This is a genomic window from Agrobacterium sp. 22-210-1 (assembly GCF_053522525.1).
Map to the genome: position 1 here is coordinate 1545034 of NZ_JBNWCI010000001.1, position 14819 is coordinate 1559852.

At 59.2% G+C, this 14819-nt stretch carries 16 protein-coding genes; 9 read left to right on the forward strand and 7 right to left on the reverse strand.

The window, feature by feature from the left end:
* Positions 1-106 precede the first annotated feature (106 nt).
* From ACQZ5F_RS07720 to ACQZ5F_RS07740, 5 genes are all read left to right on the forward strand, one after another.
* Positions 107-1054, forward strand: a complete 948-nt coding sequence (locus ACQZ5F_RS07720; protein ID WP_137083966.1) for a SurA N-terminal domain-containing protein — start codon at positions 107-109, stop codon at positions 1052-1054.
* 26 nt (positions 1055-1080) lie between these two features.
* On the forward strand, positions 1081-2103 hold the full coding sequence (pdxA, locus tag ACQZ5F_RS07725; RefSeq protein ID WP_225339971.1) for a 4-hydroxythreonine-4-phosphate dehydrogenase PdxA: 1023 nt from the start codon (positions 1081-1083) through the stop codon (positions 2101-2103).
* Entirely contained in the window at positions 2103-2933 is an 831-nt protein-coding gene (gene rsmA, locus ACQZ5F_RS07730; protein ID WP_046798814.1) for a 16S rRNA (adenine(1518)-N(6)/adenine(1519)-N(6))-dimethyltransferase RsmA, read from the forward strand. Before pdxA ends, rsmA begins: the two co-directional genes overlap by 1 nt.
* Positions 2934-3361: 428 nt before the next feature.
* Entirely contained in the window at positions 3362-3712 is a 351-nt protein-coding gene (locus ACQZ5F_RS07735; protein ID WP_225339972.1) for a hypothetical protein, read from the forward strand.
* Positions 3713-3719: 7 nt separating this feature from the next.
* Entirely contained in the window at positions 3720-4091 is a 372-nt protein-coding gene (locus ACQZ5F_RS07740) for a hypothetical protein (RefSeq protein ID WP_080817280.1), read from the forward strand.
* Positions 4092-4202: 111 nt separating this feature from the next.
* On the opposite strand, the gene gmk is transcribed toward ACQZ5F_RS07740, so the two are convergent.
* The 7 genes from gmk to fabD all read right to left on the reverse strand — a co-directional run bounded on the left by gmk (position 4203) and on the right by fabD (position 11375).
* Positions 4203-4865 carry a guanylate kinase gene (gene gmk, locus ACQZ5F_RS07745; RefSeq protein ID WP_137083960.1) on the reverse strand — a complete coding sequence of 221 codons (663 nt, stop codon included), beginning with the start codon at positions 4863-4865 and terminating at the stop codon, positions 4203-4205.
* Between the two features lie 5 nt (positions 4866-4870).
* A complete protein-coding gene (locus ACQZ5F_RS07750) occupies positions 4871-5758 on the reverse strand; it encodes a YicC/YloC family endoribonuclease (RefSeq protein ID WP_225339973.1) in 888 nt (295 codons plus the stop codon).
* Positions 5759-5825: 67 nt separating this feature from the next.
* Complete coding sequence (mltG, locus tag ACQZ5F_RS07755) at positions 5826-7046, reverse strand: endolytic transglycosylase MltG (protein WP_046798810.1); 1221 nt, start codon at positions 7044-7046, stop codon at positions 5826-5828.
* A 450-nt stretch (positions 7047-7496) separates the two neighbouring features.
* Positions 7497-8759, reverse strand: a complete 1263-nt coding sequence (fabF, locus tag ACQZ5F_RS07760; RefSeq protein ID WP_046798965.1) for a beta-ketoacyl-ACP synthase II — start codon at positions 8757-8759, stop codon at positions 7497-7499.
* 251 nt (positions 8760-9010) lie between these two features.
* Entirely contained in the window at positions 9011-9247 is a 237-nt protein-coding gene (locus ACQZ5F_RS07765; RefSeq protein WP_003502080.1) for an acyl carrier protein, read from the reverse strand.
* Positions 9248-9597: 350 nt separating this feature from the next.
* Positions 9598-10335, reverse strand: coding sequence for a 3-oxoacyl-[acyl-carrier-protein] reductase (gene fabG / locus ACQZ5F_RS07770; RefSeq protein WP_006314577.1), 738 nt, complete (start codon positions 10333-10335; stop codon positions 9598-9600).
* A 95-nt stretch (positions 10336-10430) separates the two neighbouring features.
* A complete protein-coding gene (fabD, locus tag ACQZ5F_RS07775) occupies positions 10431-11375 on the reverse strand; it encodes an ACP S-malonyltransferase (protein ID WP_225339974.1) in 945 nt (314 codons plus the stop codon).
* 223 nt (positions 11376-11598) lie between these two features.
* Here fabD and ACQZ5F_RS07780 point away from each other — a divergent pair, with 223 nt between their 5' ends.
* The 4 genes from ACQZ5F_RS07780 to ACQZ5F_RS07795 all read left to right on the forward strand — a co-directional run bounded on the left by ACQZ5F_RS07780 (position 11599) and on the right by ACQZ5F_RS07795 (position 14816).
* Positions 11599-12642, forward strand: a complete 1044-nt coding sequence (locus ACQZ5F_RS07780) for an aldo/keto reductase (RefSeq protein ID WP_225339975.1) — start codon at positions 11599-11601, stop codon at positions 12640-12642.
* Between the two features lie 292 nt (positions 12643-12934).
* Positions 12935-13396 (forward strand): 30S ribosomal protein S6, encoded by a 462-nt coding sequence (gene rpsF, locus ACQZ5F_RS07785; RefSeq protein WP_003496829.1) that lies wholly within the window; start codon positions 12935-12937, stop codon positions 13394-13396.
* Between the two features lie 13 nt (positions 13397-13409).
* A complete protein-coding gene (gene rpsR / locus ACQZ5F_RS07790; protein ID WP_003496832.1) occupies positions 13410-13658 on the forward strand; it encodes a 30S ribosomal protein S18 in 249 nt (82 codons plus the stop codon).
* Between the two features lie 183 nt (positions 13659-13841).
* Positions 13842-14816, forward strand: a complete 975-nt coding sequence (locus tag ACQZ5F_RS07795) for a hypothetical protein (protein WP_052820347.1) — start codon at positions 13842-13844, stop codon at positions 14814-14816.
* Positions 14817-14819 lie beyond the last annotated feature (3 nt).

Here is a 14819-nt window from a genome sequence, read left to right on the forward strand (position 1 = left end):
CGCAAATGCAGGTCTGACAGGCCGGGGAATGCGAAATTTCCACCGTCAGGCAGAACAGACTGGCGGGACAGGGAGACAGGCCCTACCCGACGAAAGGGAGAAGGACATGATGAATTTCGGAAAGACGGCTTTGCGTGGCGCTGCTTTCGCCTTTGCGATATTTGCCGTTCCCATGGCCGCCGTGCCTTATACCGGCCAGGCTTTCGCCGACGCCACGGTCAAGATCGTCGTCAACAAGACACCCATCACCAATGACGATATTGCCAAACGAGTCGCCTTCCTGAAGCTGCAGCGTCAGTCCGGCAATCTCAACGAAAAGGCGCGCGAGCAGCTGGTCGATGAGGTGCTGAAACGCGAGGAAATCGGTCGTGTGAAAATGTCGGTCAGCACTGATGAGGTCGATGCCGCTTTTGCGCGTTTTGCCGGCAACAACAAGATGAAACCGGAGCAATTGACGAAGGTGCTGTCACAGGCGGGCGTCGGCGCTGACCATTTCAAGGCCTTCATCGCGGTGCAGATGAGCTGGCCCCGCCTTGTGAACGCCCGTTATGGCGCACGCGGCAAGATGTCGAACCAGGATCTCGTTACCCGCCTGAAGGAACGCGGCGACAAGCCGGTCACGACCGAATATTTCCTGCAGCAGGTCATCTTCGTCATCCCGGAATCCAAGCGCAATTCCATTACCGGCAAGCGCAAGGCCGAGGCTGAAGCCTCGCGCAAGCGTTATCCCGGCTGCGACCAGGCCATGACCTTCGCTGCGACCATGCGCGACGTGGCGATCAAGGATCTTGGCCGCATTCTCGCGCCTGAGCTCCCGGAAGACTGGAAGGCTTTGGTGGAAAAAACCAAGGAAGGCGGCACCACCGGAACGCGTGTGACCGAAAAGGGTGTCGAATATCTGGCCATCTGCAAGCAGCGTCAGGTTTCCGACGACTATGCCGCGGAAATGGTGTTCAAGTCCGAAGACCTGATGAAGGCCAAGAACGGCGAAAACCCGAACGAAAAGAAGTATATGGATGAGCTGCGCAAGAAGGCGCAGATCGTCAACACCTGATACTGATACGAAAGCCGGGTCTTTCCGTGACACATGCATTCCTGCCGCTTGCCCTGACACAGGGAGATCCAGCCGGTATCGGCCCCGATATCGCCGTCGCCGCCTGGGCCAGACGTCAAGAGAACGGTCTACCACCCTTTATCTTTATCGGTGATCCCGATGTGGTGGCGAGCCGGGCGGCGCTCACCGGCATTCCGGTCAATATCGAGACCTGCGATGTGGCGGATGCCATAAGCGTTTTCGACCGCGCTTTCCCCATCCTGCCTCTTCCCGTCGGGTTCGAGGTTCAGGCGGGCCAGCCGCATGTCGGAGCAGCACATGCGACTATCAAGGCGATAGAAACAGCCGTTTCCCTGACCGTTGAGGGCAAGACTGCAGCCGTCGTTACCAATCCGATTGCGAAATCCGTGCTTTACGAAGCGGGTTTCGGATTTCCCGGTCATACCGAATTTCTGGCTGATCTGGCTTTACGCCTAACGGGCGAGCAGGTGATGCCGGTGATGATGATTGCCGGTCCCAAGGTCCGCGTCGTTCCAGTCACGATCCACATCCCCGTCAAAGACGTACCAGCGGCGCTGACCGAAGAGCTGATCGTCGAGACATGCCGCATCATCGATGCCGATCTGCGGCAGAAATTCGGAATTGAAGCGCCGCGTCTGGCGGTTGCCGGGCTTAACCCGCATGCGGGCGAGGACGGCGCGCTTGGCACCGAGGACCGCGACGTGGTTCATCCGGCGACCATGCGGCTACGCAAAGACGGGATCGATGCTTTCGGGCCCCTGCCCGCCGATACCATGTTCCATGACGCAGCCCGCAAACGCTATGATGTCGCCGTGTGCATGTATCACGATCAGGCACTCATTCCGGCCAAGGCGCTCGGCTTTGACGATTCGGTCAATGTCACGCTCGGCCTGCCCTTCATCCGCACCTCGCCGGACCACGGCACCGCTTTTGGTATTGCCGGCCAGGGCATCGCCAATGAGGCGAGCCTTGTGGCGGCGCTGAGGATGGCGGCGGAAATTTACACCCGTAGCCGGGCCGTCGTATAATGGCGGCCATAGACGGACTGCCACCGCTGCGCGATGTCATCCAGCGCCATGGGCTCGATGCGAAGAAATCCCTTGGGCAGAACTTCCTGTTCGACCTCAACCTCACCCAGAAGATCGCCCGGACAGCGGGGCCGCTCGAAGGCGTGACGGTGATCGAGGTCGGCCCTGGCCCTGGCGGCCTCACCCGCGCCATTCTTTCGCTCGGCGCAAAGAAAGTCATCGCCGTCGAACGCGACAGCCGTTGCCTGCCGGCGCTGGCGGAAATCGAAGCGCATTATCCCGGGCGTCTCGAGGTGATTGAGGGCGATGCCCTCAAGACCGATTTCGAGGCAATGATTCCCGCCGGTGAACCGGTGCGTATCATCGCCAACCTGCCTTACAATGTCGGCACACAATTGCTGGTCAACTGGCTTCTGCCGAAGGCGTGGCCGCCTTTCTGGCTCTCCATGACGCTGATGTTCCAGAAGGAAGTCGGCCAACGCATCGTGGCTGAAGAAGGCGACAATCATTACGGCCGCCTCGGCGTTCTCGCCGGCTGGCGCACGGTATCGGAAATGGCCTTCGACGTCCCGCCGCAGGCCTTCAGCCCACCGCCGAAGGTGACATCCACCGTCGTGCACCTGCTGCCCAAAGACAAGCCGCTGCCTTGCGATGTCGCCAAGCTTGAAAAAGTGACTGAAGCCGCCTTCGGTCAGCGGCGCAAGATGCTGCGGCAGAGCGTGAAGAGCCTTGGCGGCGAAACATTGCTGGAAAAGGCGGGCATTGACCCCACACGGCGGGCAGAAACGCTGTCGGTCGAGGAATTCGTGACATTGGCGAACTGCCTCTAAGCTTGGGCGAAGCACCACTGGCACGGGATGCCTGCAGGTCTGCGACAGAACCTGATTTGCGGCGCGGCCTGCAAACTTCCAATGACGAACTTTCGACGATCCCCGTTACGGGAGAGTAGTAGGCTCACCTCTGCTAACGGAGGCTGGTGTGCAAGAAACACCTGAAAAGGTGCTGACCGATTTGGGAAATTTTCCGATTTCCACCTTAAGCGGCATGCTCCAGAGCTCAATCCGCCACGCCCAAACACAACCAGTACTTGACTCCATGCGCACAACTGTAAATTATATATCCATTAATATTTCACATTTTGGCACTTCAGCGCTTCAGAATAACGGGGGATCACGTGAAGATAAGTTATGTTTTGGCCATATCGCTATTCACGCTCTCCTCATGCGTTAGCGTAACGCCTACTTTCGACGAAGCGCTTATGAAGCACATAGAGGCGCTAAACAACGACATTGATAAGATTGATGCCGCCGTATCTGCTGTTTATGAAGGTAAAACTCCTTTCTCCAAGGTCGAAGGCATATATGTTGACGCAGTATCAAATGTACGCTCAGCGATTTATATTGCTGAAGGTCGTGCAACTTACCTTCGAAACCGCGTTTCCGGCAGACCCGCCCAGATTATTCACAAAGCGCTGCTGATCTGCCAGGAAGTGCTGATGACGCAATTGGTTGCCCATCGAAAAGCACCCTTTAACGTTGAGACCGCTTCCACATTCGCCACGAAGGAAGCCTGCAGCGTTCCGAAGTTGTTTGAAGCCCGGCTGAAGTGAGGTTCACATGGCAAAGGCACTAGATCTGGATAAATTTGAACCGAAAGATGCGTCGGAACTCTATAAGGGCATTCTGCAGCAGGTTTCAGCGGTTCTCATTTCGCACTTCAACGAAGTCAAAAATGAAATTGCCGTTCATATTAAGTCGATTGCACAAAAGGCATGGCTAACGCAGACAGGCCTCAAGAACGGCACCATTTCCAGAGAGCACGCGGATATGGCCATGCATACACAGGAGCTGGCCCTCAGCAGCGTGCTGCTTTATTCTGAGTTCCTCGTTTACGATACCGTCCAGACAGTTTTGAACGCGGTTTTTGGTGTGATCGGTGCTGCAATCAGAAACCTGACTGGCTTCGATCTTGCTTTTGGGCGCAGCTAACTGGAACAGACCAAACAAATTATCCCATGCGGCCAGGACGATGAATCTTCCCATCCCAGCGGATGAGAGGGATTTAGCTCTCGGAATCCAGCCTTAGCTCACCGGAAGCGCTTAAAGCTGCGGCTCTTCCTCGAGCAGCGCCCGCACGAAATCGAACATGCCGTGGCGGCGGTCGCGGCGGACGCGTTCGGCTTTGACGATGGCCTCTACTGCTTCGAAGGCCGCCTGCAGGTCGTCGTTGAGGATGACATAGTCATAATCGCGCCAGTGCTCTATTTCAGCGCGGGAATTGATGAGCCGGGTCTTTATCACCTCTTCGGTGTCTTCTGCCCGGCGGTGAAGTCGTGATTGCAGTTCGGTCATGGTCGGCGGCAGGATGAAGATCGAGACGACGTCGGCCTTCATCTTGTCCTGCAACTGCTCGGCGCCCTGCCAGTCGATGTCAAACAGCATATCGCGGCCGGCGGCCATCGCTACTTCCACCGGCTCACGCGGCGTGCCATAAAAATTGCCGTGGACCTCGGCCCATTCCAGCAATTCCTCGTTGTCGCGCAGGCGCTCGAAATCACGCTTGGAGATGAAGTGATAGTGGATGCCCTCTATCTCGCTCTGGCGGCGCGGGCGCGTCGTGACGCTGACGGAAAGGCTGATATTCTTGTCCTTCTCGAGCAGGTTGCGGGCAATCGTGGATTTGCCCGCGCCCGATGGTGAAGAAATCACCAGCATCAGCCCTCTGCGGGCAATCGTGACGGGAGAATCATTCACCGGGGCCATGGGGTCTACTCCAGATTTTGGACCTGCTCGCGGAACTGGTCGATAACCACTTTCAGCTCTATACCTGCTGCGGTTACCGCACTGGCGTTCGATTTGGAACAGATTGTATTCGACTCGCGGTTAAATTCCTGTGCAAGAAAATCGAGCTTGCGGCCAACAGGCCCGCCATTTGCCAAAAGCTCGCGCGAAGCCTGCACATGGGCGCGCAGCCGGTCCAGCTCTTCACGCAGATCCGCCTTGGTGGCGATCAGCGCCGCCTCGGCGTGAAGACGGTCACGGTCCAGACCGTGCATGCCCTCGCCGATCAGGGCAATCTGCTGGGCAAGCCTTGCCGCGATCTGTTCCGGCTGGCGGGAAGGATCGTTTTCAATAAGCTCCACAAGCGTCTCGATCCTGTCGATCTGCCCGGACAGGATGGCAAACAACGAAGCGCCTTCCCGCTCGCGCATGTCCTTCAGCTTCTCAATGGCAACAGCAAAACCGGCCAGCACATCGGCGTTGCGCGCAGCCTGCGCCTCAGCGTTATCTTCCGCCTCGCGAAAATCGACGAGGCCGCGCAGTGACAGCAGCGTATCGAAGCTCAGCGGCTTGTCTTCCACGACATCACCAAGCTCTTGTTTGAGCGCCAGAACAGCGGCGAGAGCATCACGATTGATGACAGCCTCCAGCCGGTTTTCCGCAATGGCCAGCGTCAATCCCGCCTGGATGTTGCCGCGGGAAAGATGCCCGCCCGCAATTTCCCGCAGGGCCGTCTCCAGCGCTTCCAGACCGGTCGGCAGGCGCAGGCGCATATCCAGCCCCTTGCCGTTTACCGAGCGCAATTCCCACGCCCAGCGGTAACGGCCGGATGTTCCTTCGCTACGCGCAAAGCCGGTCATCGATTGCAATGTCATATCTGGAAGCCCCCCGTCATGCCTCACAAAACCGGGCCTTGCGTTTGGCAGGGCCCGGTCAGGATTATCAGTTGTTGGTCGGTTTTTCCGCCTCTGCGCCACCCGGCTGGCCATCCACGGCCACATCAGGATTGGCGCCGGCTGCCGCCTTTTCCGCCTCGATCTTGCGCCAGCGGCGGACATTGGCGTTATGCTCGTCCAGCGTCTTGGCAAAGACGTGGCCGCCCGTACCATCGGCAACGAAATAAAGGTCGTCGGTGCGCCACGGATTGGCAACCGCCTCAAGCGCCGCCCGGCCCGGATTGGCGATGGGCGACGGCGGCAGGCCCTTGATCACATAGGTGTTGAACGGCGTCTGCTTCTGCAGGTCCGACTGGTAGATCGGCCGGTCGGACGGTTTGCCGTCGCCGCCGAACAGACCGTAGATGATCGTGGGGTCGGATTGCAGGCGCATGCCCTTCTTCAGGCGGTTATAGAAAACGGAGGCGACGTGGGCGCGCTCATCATCCTTGCCGGTTTCCTTCTCGACGATAGAGGCAAGCGTCACGAATTCCTCGACGGTCTTGATCGGCAGGTCGGGGTCACGCCGCTCCCAGATCATGTCGATCAGCTTGTCCTGCGCAGCACTCATCTGGTTGATGATCTCTTCGCGCTTGGTGCCACGGGTAAAGCGGTAGGTATCCGGGCGCAGGCTGCCTTCCGGCGGCAGGGCGGAGGGCAATTCGCCGTCCAGAACCTCGTCTGCTCCGAGGCGCGCGAACATCTGCTTGACGGTCAGGCCTTCCGGCAGCGACACGGAATAAAGGATCGACTTGCCGGATTCCAGCAGCACCATGATGTCCTTCATCGATGCGCCGGCCTTGATCTCATATTCACCCGCCTTCAGCGTCTGGTCCTTTTGCAGGTAGCTGCCGGTCATCAGGCGGAAGACGCGGGCATTCGAAACGACGTCGTTGCGTTCGAGATTATTGGCGATCTCGATAATGCCGGCGCCGTTACGCACCGTGAAATGCGTGTTCGTCTGAAGCGGACCGGGCTCCTGGAACGCGTTGATCATGTAATAGAACGCGGCGATGGCCAGGACACAGACGGCAACCGCAAGCGTCATCAGAAAATTCAGGAAGATCACCAGCTGGCCGTGAGCCTTGCGGGAGCGCTTCGGCGGGGCCGGCACCTTTTCCGGGCGCAACGCCTCGGTCGGGGATTTCGGAATGATCGGGCCGCGATTGCCTTCGCCCGCGCCGTTCTGTCCGTATGGTCCCTGGCTGTTCTGGTTCGTGTCGCTCACCGTCGGTCCTTTTCAGTTCGGCGTTGTCAGCGCTTTTTGCGCAGGTAATGCGGCAAAAACAGGTTCGGAATATCTTCCTGTACCACATGGAGACATTGTGAATGCCTCTTTTCCGGCTTCACGAAACATCGTTTCGGGCAAAACCCGGTCAGCTATAGCCGTCTGTGATCTGAAATTCGCCCGCACCGGGGAAATTACCCCGAGACCGGCAAATCATCTCCCGTAAACGACTACAATATCGGCGCGAAAATCGAAATGGCTTTCGCAGACCGCAAGGCGTTCTTCAAGGGAAGAGCGCCCTGTTTCAGCACCCGGCAGGAGAAAGCCGCAACCGCCCGAGACGGCTTGCGGCGGGGGCGCCATCGCGACGGCAGATCCGTCGCGATTTGGATCGTGTTTTCAGGCTAGTCTCTACCCCAAAAACCGCAGCGCGGTTTCGGGAGACATGCTCTAGGCTTCGTAACGACGCAGCACGAGGGAGGCGTTGGTGCCGCCGAAACCGAAGGAGTTCGAGAGCGCCACGTTGACCTGCCGCTTGCGCGCCTTGTGCGGCACCAGATCGATCTTCGTCTCGACATCGGGATTGTCGAGGTTCAGCGTCGGCGGAACGATGTTGTCACGGATTGCGAGCGTCGCGAAGATTGCTTCGATCGCACCCGCCGCACCGAGCAGATGGCCGGTGGCCGACTTGGTGGAAGACATGGAAATCTTCGAAGCCGAATCGCCGACCAGCCGCTCGACTGCGCCAAGCTCGATCGTATCGGCCATGGTGGAGGTGCCGTGGGCGTTGATGTAGTCGATATCATCTGGCGTCAGGCCGGCGCGCTTCAGCGCCATCAACATGCAGCGATACGCGCCCTCGCCGTCCTCGGAAGGCGCCGTGATGTGATAGGCATCGCCGGAGAGGCCATAACCGACGACTTCGGCGTAAATCTTCGCGCCGCGCGCCTTGGCATGTTCCAGCTCTTCCAGAACGACGATGCCGGCGCCCTCGCCCATGACGAAACCGTCGCGGTCGCGGTCATAGGGGCGGGATGCCTTCTGCGGGTCGTCATTGTGCTGGGTGGACAGCGCCTTGCAGGCGGCAAAACCGGCAAGCGCGATGCGGCAAACCGGCGATTCGGCACCACCGGCAACCATGACATCGGCATCACCGAGCGCGATCAGCCGGGCGGCGTCGCCAATAGCGTGTGCGCCGGTCGAGCAGGCCGTTACCACGGAATGATTCGGGCCGCGCAGCTTGTGGCGAATGGAAACCTGGCCGGATACGAGATTGATCAAGCGGCCGGGAATGAAAAATGGTGAAATGCGACGGGGACCCTTGTCGCGCAGCGTATAACCCGCCTCGACAATGCCTTCCAGGCCGCCGATGCCGGAGCCGATCAGAACGCCGGTGGCAATCTGGTCTTCATCCGTTTCCGGATGCCAGTCCGCATCGGCAAGCGCCATGTCGGCGGCGGCCATGCCGTACAGGATGAAAGGATCGATCTTGCGCTGTTCCTTGGGCTCCATCCAGTCATCGGCATTGAATGTGCCGTTGGAGCCATCACCGACGGGAATGCGGCAGGCGATCTTTGCCGGCAAGTCTTCGACTTCGAATTCAGTCACGAGACGGGCGCCATTCTGGCCGGCCAGCAGCCTTTCCCAGGTAACTTCCGTTCCGCATCCAAGAGGAGATACCATGCCGGTACCGGTGATAACGACACGCCTCATCGCCAACGCTCCGCCCTTATCCAAATCATCGGTCTTCTCTGCAAGGCCGGACGCCATGGACTGACGTTTGCGGGACGCTGCAGCATTTCGAATGTCCGCACAGTTTTCACCACGCACCGTTTCCGGCCGGGAAGCTTATGCGGAGCCCGGAACGCGCGCCGGTTCGGTCACGTACCGTCTCTCTATAAAACATTGGCCCGGACGAGCCGGGCCAAGATGGGAGGATATTGCACCTCCCCCATGAAGGTCGATCAGGCCTGGGCCTTCTCGATGAACTTGACGGCGTCGCCAACGGTCAGGATCGAGTCAGCTGCGTCGTCGGGAATTTCAACGCCGAATTCTTCTTCGAAAGCCATGACCAGTTCAACGGTGTCGAGCGAATCAGCGCCCAGATCGTCAATGAAGCTGGCGCCTTCGACAACCTTGTCGGCGTCAACGCCAAGATGATCAATTACAATTTTCTTTACGCGTTCTGCGATATCGCTCATGTCGGTTTCCTCGACCTTTATTTTGAAGGGAATGCCTTACGGCACCCTGCCCTGTTAGAAGCCCTCATGCGCCGTTCAAATCCGGCACCGCTGGCAAACCCGTTCAACCCGGTCCAAGCTAGACATCGTCACGCAAAATCGCAACGGCTTCCTGTCTCTCCGGGACGACTGTTCACAGTCTTGGCCCGCTTAACACGGTTTCAATCGGTCGAAAAGCCTGAAAACGCGCTAAGCACAGCGTATGACAGGCAATTTCGCCGGAAACCGGCCGGCAGGGCCTTGCGGCGCCAGGCACCCAAGAAAGTGCTGAAATAGCGCCGCAATCTTTTCAAGACGCCTTTGAAGCGCCCTCAGATCATCGCCATGCCGCCGTTGACGTGCAGGGTCTGGCCGGTCATGTAGGCGGCTTCATTGGAAGCCAGGTAAAGAACGGCGGATGCGACTTCCGCTCCCGTCCCCATGCGCTTCATGGGAATGGCGCCCATGATGGCGTCTTTCTGCTTGTCATTCAGCTTGCCGGTCATGGCGCTTTCGATGAAGCCCGGCGCCACGCAGTTGACGGTGACGTTGCGGGTGGCGATTTCCTGCGCCAGCGACTTCGAAAAACCGATCATGCCGGCCTTGGAGGCGCAATAGTTGGCCTGGCCGGGATTGCCGGTGACGCCGACGATGGAGGTGATGTTGATGATGCGGCCGAAACGGCGGCGCATCATCGGATGCGTCAGCTCACGCGTCAGGCGGAACATCGCGGTCAGGTTCACTTCGATGACGTTGTCCCAGTCCTCGTCGCTCATGCGCACGAAGAGGCCGTCCTTGGTGATGCCGGCATTGTTGACGAGAATATCGACGCCTTCCAGCTCGGCTTCGGCCTTTTCGCCGAGAGCCTTGACCTCGGCGCGGTCGGCAAGGTTAGCCGGGAAGATCTTGACGCGATCGCCAAGTTCCGCCGCCAGCGCCTCGAGCTTTTCAACGCGCGTGCCATGCAGGCCGACGGTTGCGCCCTGTTTGTGCAGAAGGCGGGCGATTTCTTCGCCGATGCCACCGGTCGCGCCGGTTACGAGAGCCTTGCGGCCTGTCAGATCTAACATGGTCCGTTCCTTCTTTAGAGCAAATCCTGCAGGAGCTTTTGCGGTTCTGCGTCGGGAATTGTCAAAAATAAAGCCGTTGCGGGGCGAAGCCCGCCTCAGCCGATAAGAGTGGCAAGAAGCTGGTCGATATCGGCTGCACCGTTGACGGCAACGCCGTTCACCGTCTTGTCGATGCGGCGGGCAAGCCCCGTCAGCACCTTGCCGGAGCCGATTTCGTAAAGCTGGGTCACGTTGTTGGCGGCAAACCATTCCACCGTCTCGCGCCAGCGCACCTGGCCGGTCACCTGCTCAACCAGCAGGCCAGCGATCTCATTGGCATCGGAAACCGGAGCGGCGCGCACATTGGCGATAACAGGCACGACCGGATTGTTCTTTTCAACCTTGGCCAGCGCCTCGCGCATCGCTTCTGCGGCCGGCGCCATCAGCGCGGAGTGGAAGGGCGCGGAAACCGGCAGCATGATGGCGCGCTTGGCGCCTTTTTCGGAAGCGATCGCGGCGGCTTTCTCGACGGCGGCCCTGGAGCCGGAGATGACCAGCTGACCGCCGCCATTATCATTGGCGATCTGGCAGACGCCAAGAATGCCGGCCTCCTCGCAGATTGCCGAAACCGCATCATGTTCCAGCCCGATGATCGCGGCCATTGCGCCTTCGCCGACAGGCACGGCGGCCTGCATGGCGTTGCCGCGGATGCGCAGAAGCCGCGCGGTATCGGCAATCGAAAAAGTGCCGGCAGCACAGAGCGCCGAATATTCGCCAAGCGAATGGCCGGCGACATAGGAGACAGCGTCGGAGAGCTTCAGGCCACGCGCTTCGAGAACCCGCATGACCGCCATGGACACCGCCATGAGGGCTGGCTGGGCGTTCGCCGTCAGCGTCAGCGTCTCTTCCGGGCCGTTCCACATGATATCGGAAAGCTTCTGGCCAAGCGCCTCGTCTACTTCCTCGAACACGGCGCGCGCCTCGGCATAGGTATCGGCAAGCTCCTTGCCCATGCCGACGGCCTGGCTTCCCTGACCGGGAAATGTGAATGCAATACCCATGGGATGTGGTCCTTCTTTTCTGGCCTTGCCTTTATTCCTGCGACTTCCATTCACATTCCCGCCAGCGAAGTCAAGGCTTGAGGCCCTATGGCAGGCCCTTCTCCGGAGTTTTGCCGACCTGTTTTCCCCTGCCTTTTCATCATATTTTTTCTTGCACTGCGGCAATTCCCCATTACTTTCATGCCACCCTTCAAAACATCTCGCCAAGCACCGGGACATTTCCATGAAACATAGACTATTGGGCCGCACGGGTATTTCCGTGTCCGAAATTTGCCTTGGCACCATGACGTGGGGCACACAGAATACCGAAGCCGAAGCACATGCGCAGATGGACTACGCCGTTGCGAACGGCGTCAATTTCTTCGATACGGCCGAGCTTTACCCCACCACTCCCGTTTCCGCTGAAACCCAGGGGCGGACGGAAGACTATATCGGCACATGGTTCGAAAAGACCGGCAAGCGTGATCAGGTCGTGCTCGCCACCAAGGTTGCCGGTTCGGGACGCGATTATATTCGCGGTGGCCGCGATATCGATGCCGCCGCCATCCGCGAGGCCGTCGATACCAGCCTCACGCGTCTGAAGACGGATTATATCGACCTTTACCAGATCCACTGGCCGAATCGCGGCACCTATCACTTCCGCGGCGCCTGGGGTTTCGATGCCTCCGGTCAGGACAAGGAGCGCACGCTCGCCGAAATCACCGAAAAGCTCGATACGCTGGGTGAACTGGTGAAAGCCGGCAAGATCCGCGCCATCGGCCTTTCCAACGAAAGTGCGTGGGGCACGCAGAAATATATCGACATCGCCGAGGCCCGCGGCCTGCCGCGCGTCGCCACCATCCAGAACGAATATAACCTGCTCTATCGCAGCTTCGATCTGGACATGTCGGAAGTCGCCCATCACGAGGATGTCGGCCTTCTCGCCTATTCGCCACTGGCGGCCGGGCTTCTCACCGGCAAATATCAGAACGGCGCATATCCTGCGGGATCCCGCGGCACGATCAACAAGGAGCTCGGCGGCCGCCTGCAGCCACACCAGGAAGCGCCGGTCAAAGCCTATCTGGAGCTTTCCGCCGAGCATGGGATCGACCCGGCACAACTCGCCATCGCCTTTTGCCTCACCCGCCCCTTCATGGCCGCAGCCATCATCGGCGCGACGACGATGGAACAGCTGAAGGTGGATATTGCCGCCGCCGACGTGACCTTGTCGGATGACGTGCTCAAAGGGATCGCGGCGATCCATCGGAAATATCCGATGGCGATCTGACACCATCACGGCGCGCTTTTTTACCCTGTGTCCTTGCATTCCGGGCAAAAATGGGTATAAGCGCGCTGTTCACAACACCCGGTCCAATTGGCTGGTGGCTGAACGGAGGGCTGGTTTCGGTAACGAAACAGCAGGAACCATAAGGTTTTTCCGGCCTCCCGTGTCTCCGCTCTCGACCGTCTCGAACAACGCTTTTCTTGCTTTAAGGCTTCACAGCCTCACCCAAGAGCAGTCGTTGAGGCTTAGCGCCGTTGCCGGGTGAAGGACGAAACGCAAGAAAGGCAAAGCTTAAATGGCTCTTTACGAACACATCTTCCTTGCCCGGCAGGATATTTCTGCCCAGCAGGTCGACGCACTTGTCGAGCAGTACAAGGGCGTTATCGAATCGTTCGGCGGTAAAGTCGGACGCGTCGAGAACTGGGGTCTGAAGTCCCTCACCTACCGCATCAAGAAGAACCGCAAGGCTCACTACGCTCTCATGGACATCGACGCTCCGGCGGCTGCAGTTCATGAAGTCGAGCGCCAGATGCGCATCAACGAAGACGTTCTTCGCTACATGACCATCGCCGTCGAAGCCCACGAAGAAGGCCCGTCCGCGATGATGCAGAAGCGCGATCGCGACGACCGTCCGCGCCGTGACGGCGACCGTCCGGACCGTGGCCCGCGTGAAGATCGTGGCCCCCGCGCACCGCGCGAAGGTGGCTTCGGCGACCGCGAAGACCGTCCGCGCCGTCCGCGCGAAGACCGTGCATAAGGAGAATTGACCAATGGCTGATACATCCTCTTCCCAGGCACGCCGCCCGTTCCACCGCCGTCGCAAGACGTGCCCCTTCTCCGGCGCCAACGCTCCGAAGATCGACTACAAGGACGTTCGTCTGCTGCAGCGCTACATTTCCGAGCGCGGCAAGATCGTTCCTTCCCGCATCACGGCCGTTTCCCAGAAGAAGCAGCGCGAACTCGCCCAGGCGATCAAGCGCGCCCGTTTCCTCGGCCTGCTGCCTTACGTCGTAGCGTAATGAATTGAAGCGAGGCTGCGTTTTGGCGCGGCCTCGTTTTTCTGAAGCAACTGACTTTTAATCAGCAGGTTGCGAGTTGAAATCCTTCCGCGTTGGGCGCGGATCGATACCATAAAACCCATGTTGGGGATGAGGCTCTCAGGAGCGATCCTCTAACTGCTTAAGTTTCAGCAGGACAGCGAAGTGCAAAAGTTGAACCAGACAGTGCTGATCTCCGGCGTTCTCGCCGGCATATGCGCCGCGTTTTTGACGCTTGGCGCAACGGCACAGTCGTCCTTTTCCTTCCTGCTTTATGCCGGGTCGGCCATGCCGATCTTCATCGCCGGGATGGGTTGGGGCAATCGCGCCGCCATCGTCGCGATCATCACCACGGCCATTATCGGCGCGCTGGTCATGTCGCCGCTTTTCGCGCTGACCATCGCCATTTTCACACTGATCCCGGCGGGCTGGCTTTCGCATCTTGCCAATCTGGCGCGTCCGGCCTCCGAGCTCGGCGGCCCGGATGATCTGCTTGCCTGGTATCCGCTGTCCGGCATCGTCCTGCATCTGTGTATTCTGGTCTGCATCGCCGTCATTATTCTCGGCTGGATGATTGGCTACGGCCCTGATCTCGTCGCCCGCATGGTCGATATCATGATGACCTCGGTGCAGAACCGCGAACCCCTGTTCGAGCCCAATGCCGAGGCGCTGGCCCAGACGAAATCGCTGCTGGTGCTCATGCTGCCGATCGTTCAGGGTGGTCTGTGGGTCATCCTCTTGTTTGCGGCCTATTATTTCGCAACCCGGCTGGTCGGTTCCTTCGGCAAGGGCCTTCGCCCGCGCGAGGACATTGCTTCCGCGCTGCGCATGCACCGCAACGCGATCTTCATCTTTCTGGCCGGTATCGTGGCCATGTTCTTCGGGGGCGTCGCCGCCATGGTTGGCGCGGTCATCTGCGGCACCTTCGGCGCGGGTTTCCTGATGGCAGGTTATGCCTCGCTGCATAAAAAAGCGCGCGGAAAGGACTGGCGACTGCCGGTTCTCATCCTCGCTTATCTCTCGGCGGTCTTTGTTTTTCCGCTGTTCATCATTCTCGTGCTCGGCTTGAGCGACGTGCGCAGCACGATCTCGCTGACGCCTGCACGGAAAACCGATAATTCGAACGAAACCAACACATAGAAA

Coding starts and splice junctions, on each gene's coding strand:
- rpsF (WP_003496829.1), top strand. CDS start 12,935: ATGGCTCTTTACGAACACATCTTCCTTGCCCGGCAGGATATTTCTGCC.
- fabF (WP_046798965.1), bottom strand. CDS start 8,759: ATGAGGCGTGTCGTTATCACCGGTACCGGCATGGTATCTCCTCTTGGA.
- gmk (WP_137083960.1), bottom strand. CDS start 4,865: ATGGCCCCGGTGAATGATTCTCCCGTCACGATTGCCCGCAGAGGGCTG.
- ACQZ5F_RS07750 (WP_225339973.1), bottom strand. CDS start 5,758: ATGACATTGCAATCGATGACCGGCTTTGCGCGTAGCGAAGGAACATCC.
- ACQZ5F_RS07780 (WP_225339975.1), top strand. CDS start 11,599: ATGAAACATAGACTATTGGGCCGCACGGGTATTTCCGTGTCCGAAATT.
- fabG (WP_006314577.1), bottom strand. CDS start 10,335: ATGTTAGATCTGACAGGCCGCAAGGCTCTCGTAACCGGCGCGACCGGT.
- ACQZ5F_RS07765 (WP_003502080.1), bottom strand. CDS start 9,247: ATGAGCGATATCGCAGAACGCGTAAAGAAAATTGTAATTGATCATCTT.
- rpsR (WP_003496832.1), top strand. CDS start 13,410: ATGGCTGATACATCCTCTTCCCAGGCACGCCGCCCGTTCCACCGCCGT.
- ACQZ5F_RS07720 (WP_137083966.1), top strand. CDS start 107: ATGATGAATTTCGGAAAGACGGCTTTGCGTGGCGCTGCTTTCGCCTTT.
- ACQZ5F_RS07735 (WP_225339972.1), top strand. CDS start 3,362: ATGAAGCACATAGAGGCGCTAAACAACGACATTGATAAGATTGATGCC.
- rsmA (WP_046798814.1), top strand. CDS start 2,103: ATGGCGGCCATAGACGGACTGCCACCGCTGCGCGATGTCATCCAGCGC.
- ACQZ5F_RS07740 (WP_080817280.1), top strand. CDS start 3,720: ATGGCAAAGGCACTAGATCTGGATAAATTTGAACCGAAAGATGCGTCG.
- fabD (WP_225339974.1), bottom strand. CDS start 11,375: ATGGGTATTGCATTCACATTTCCCGGTCAGGGAAGCCAGGCCGTCGGC.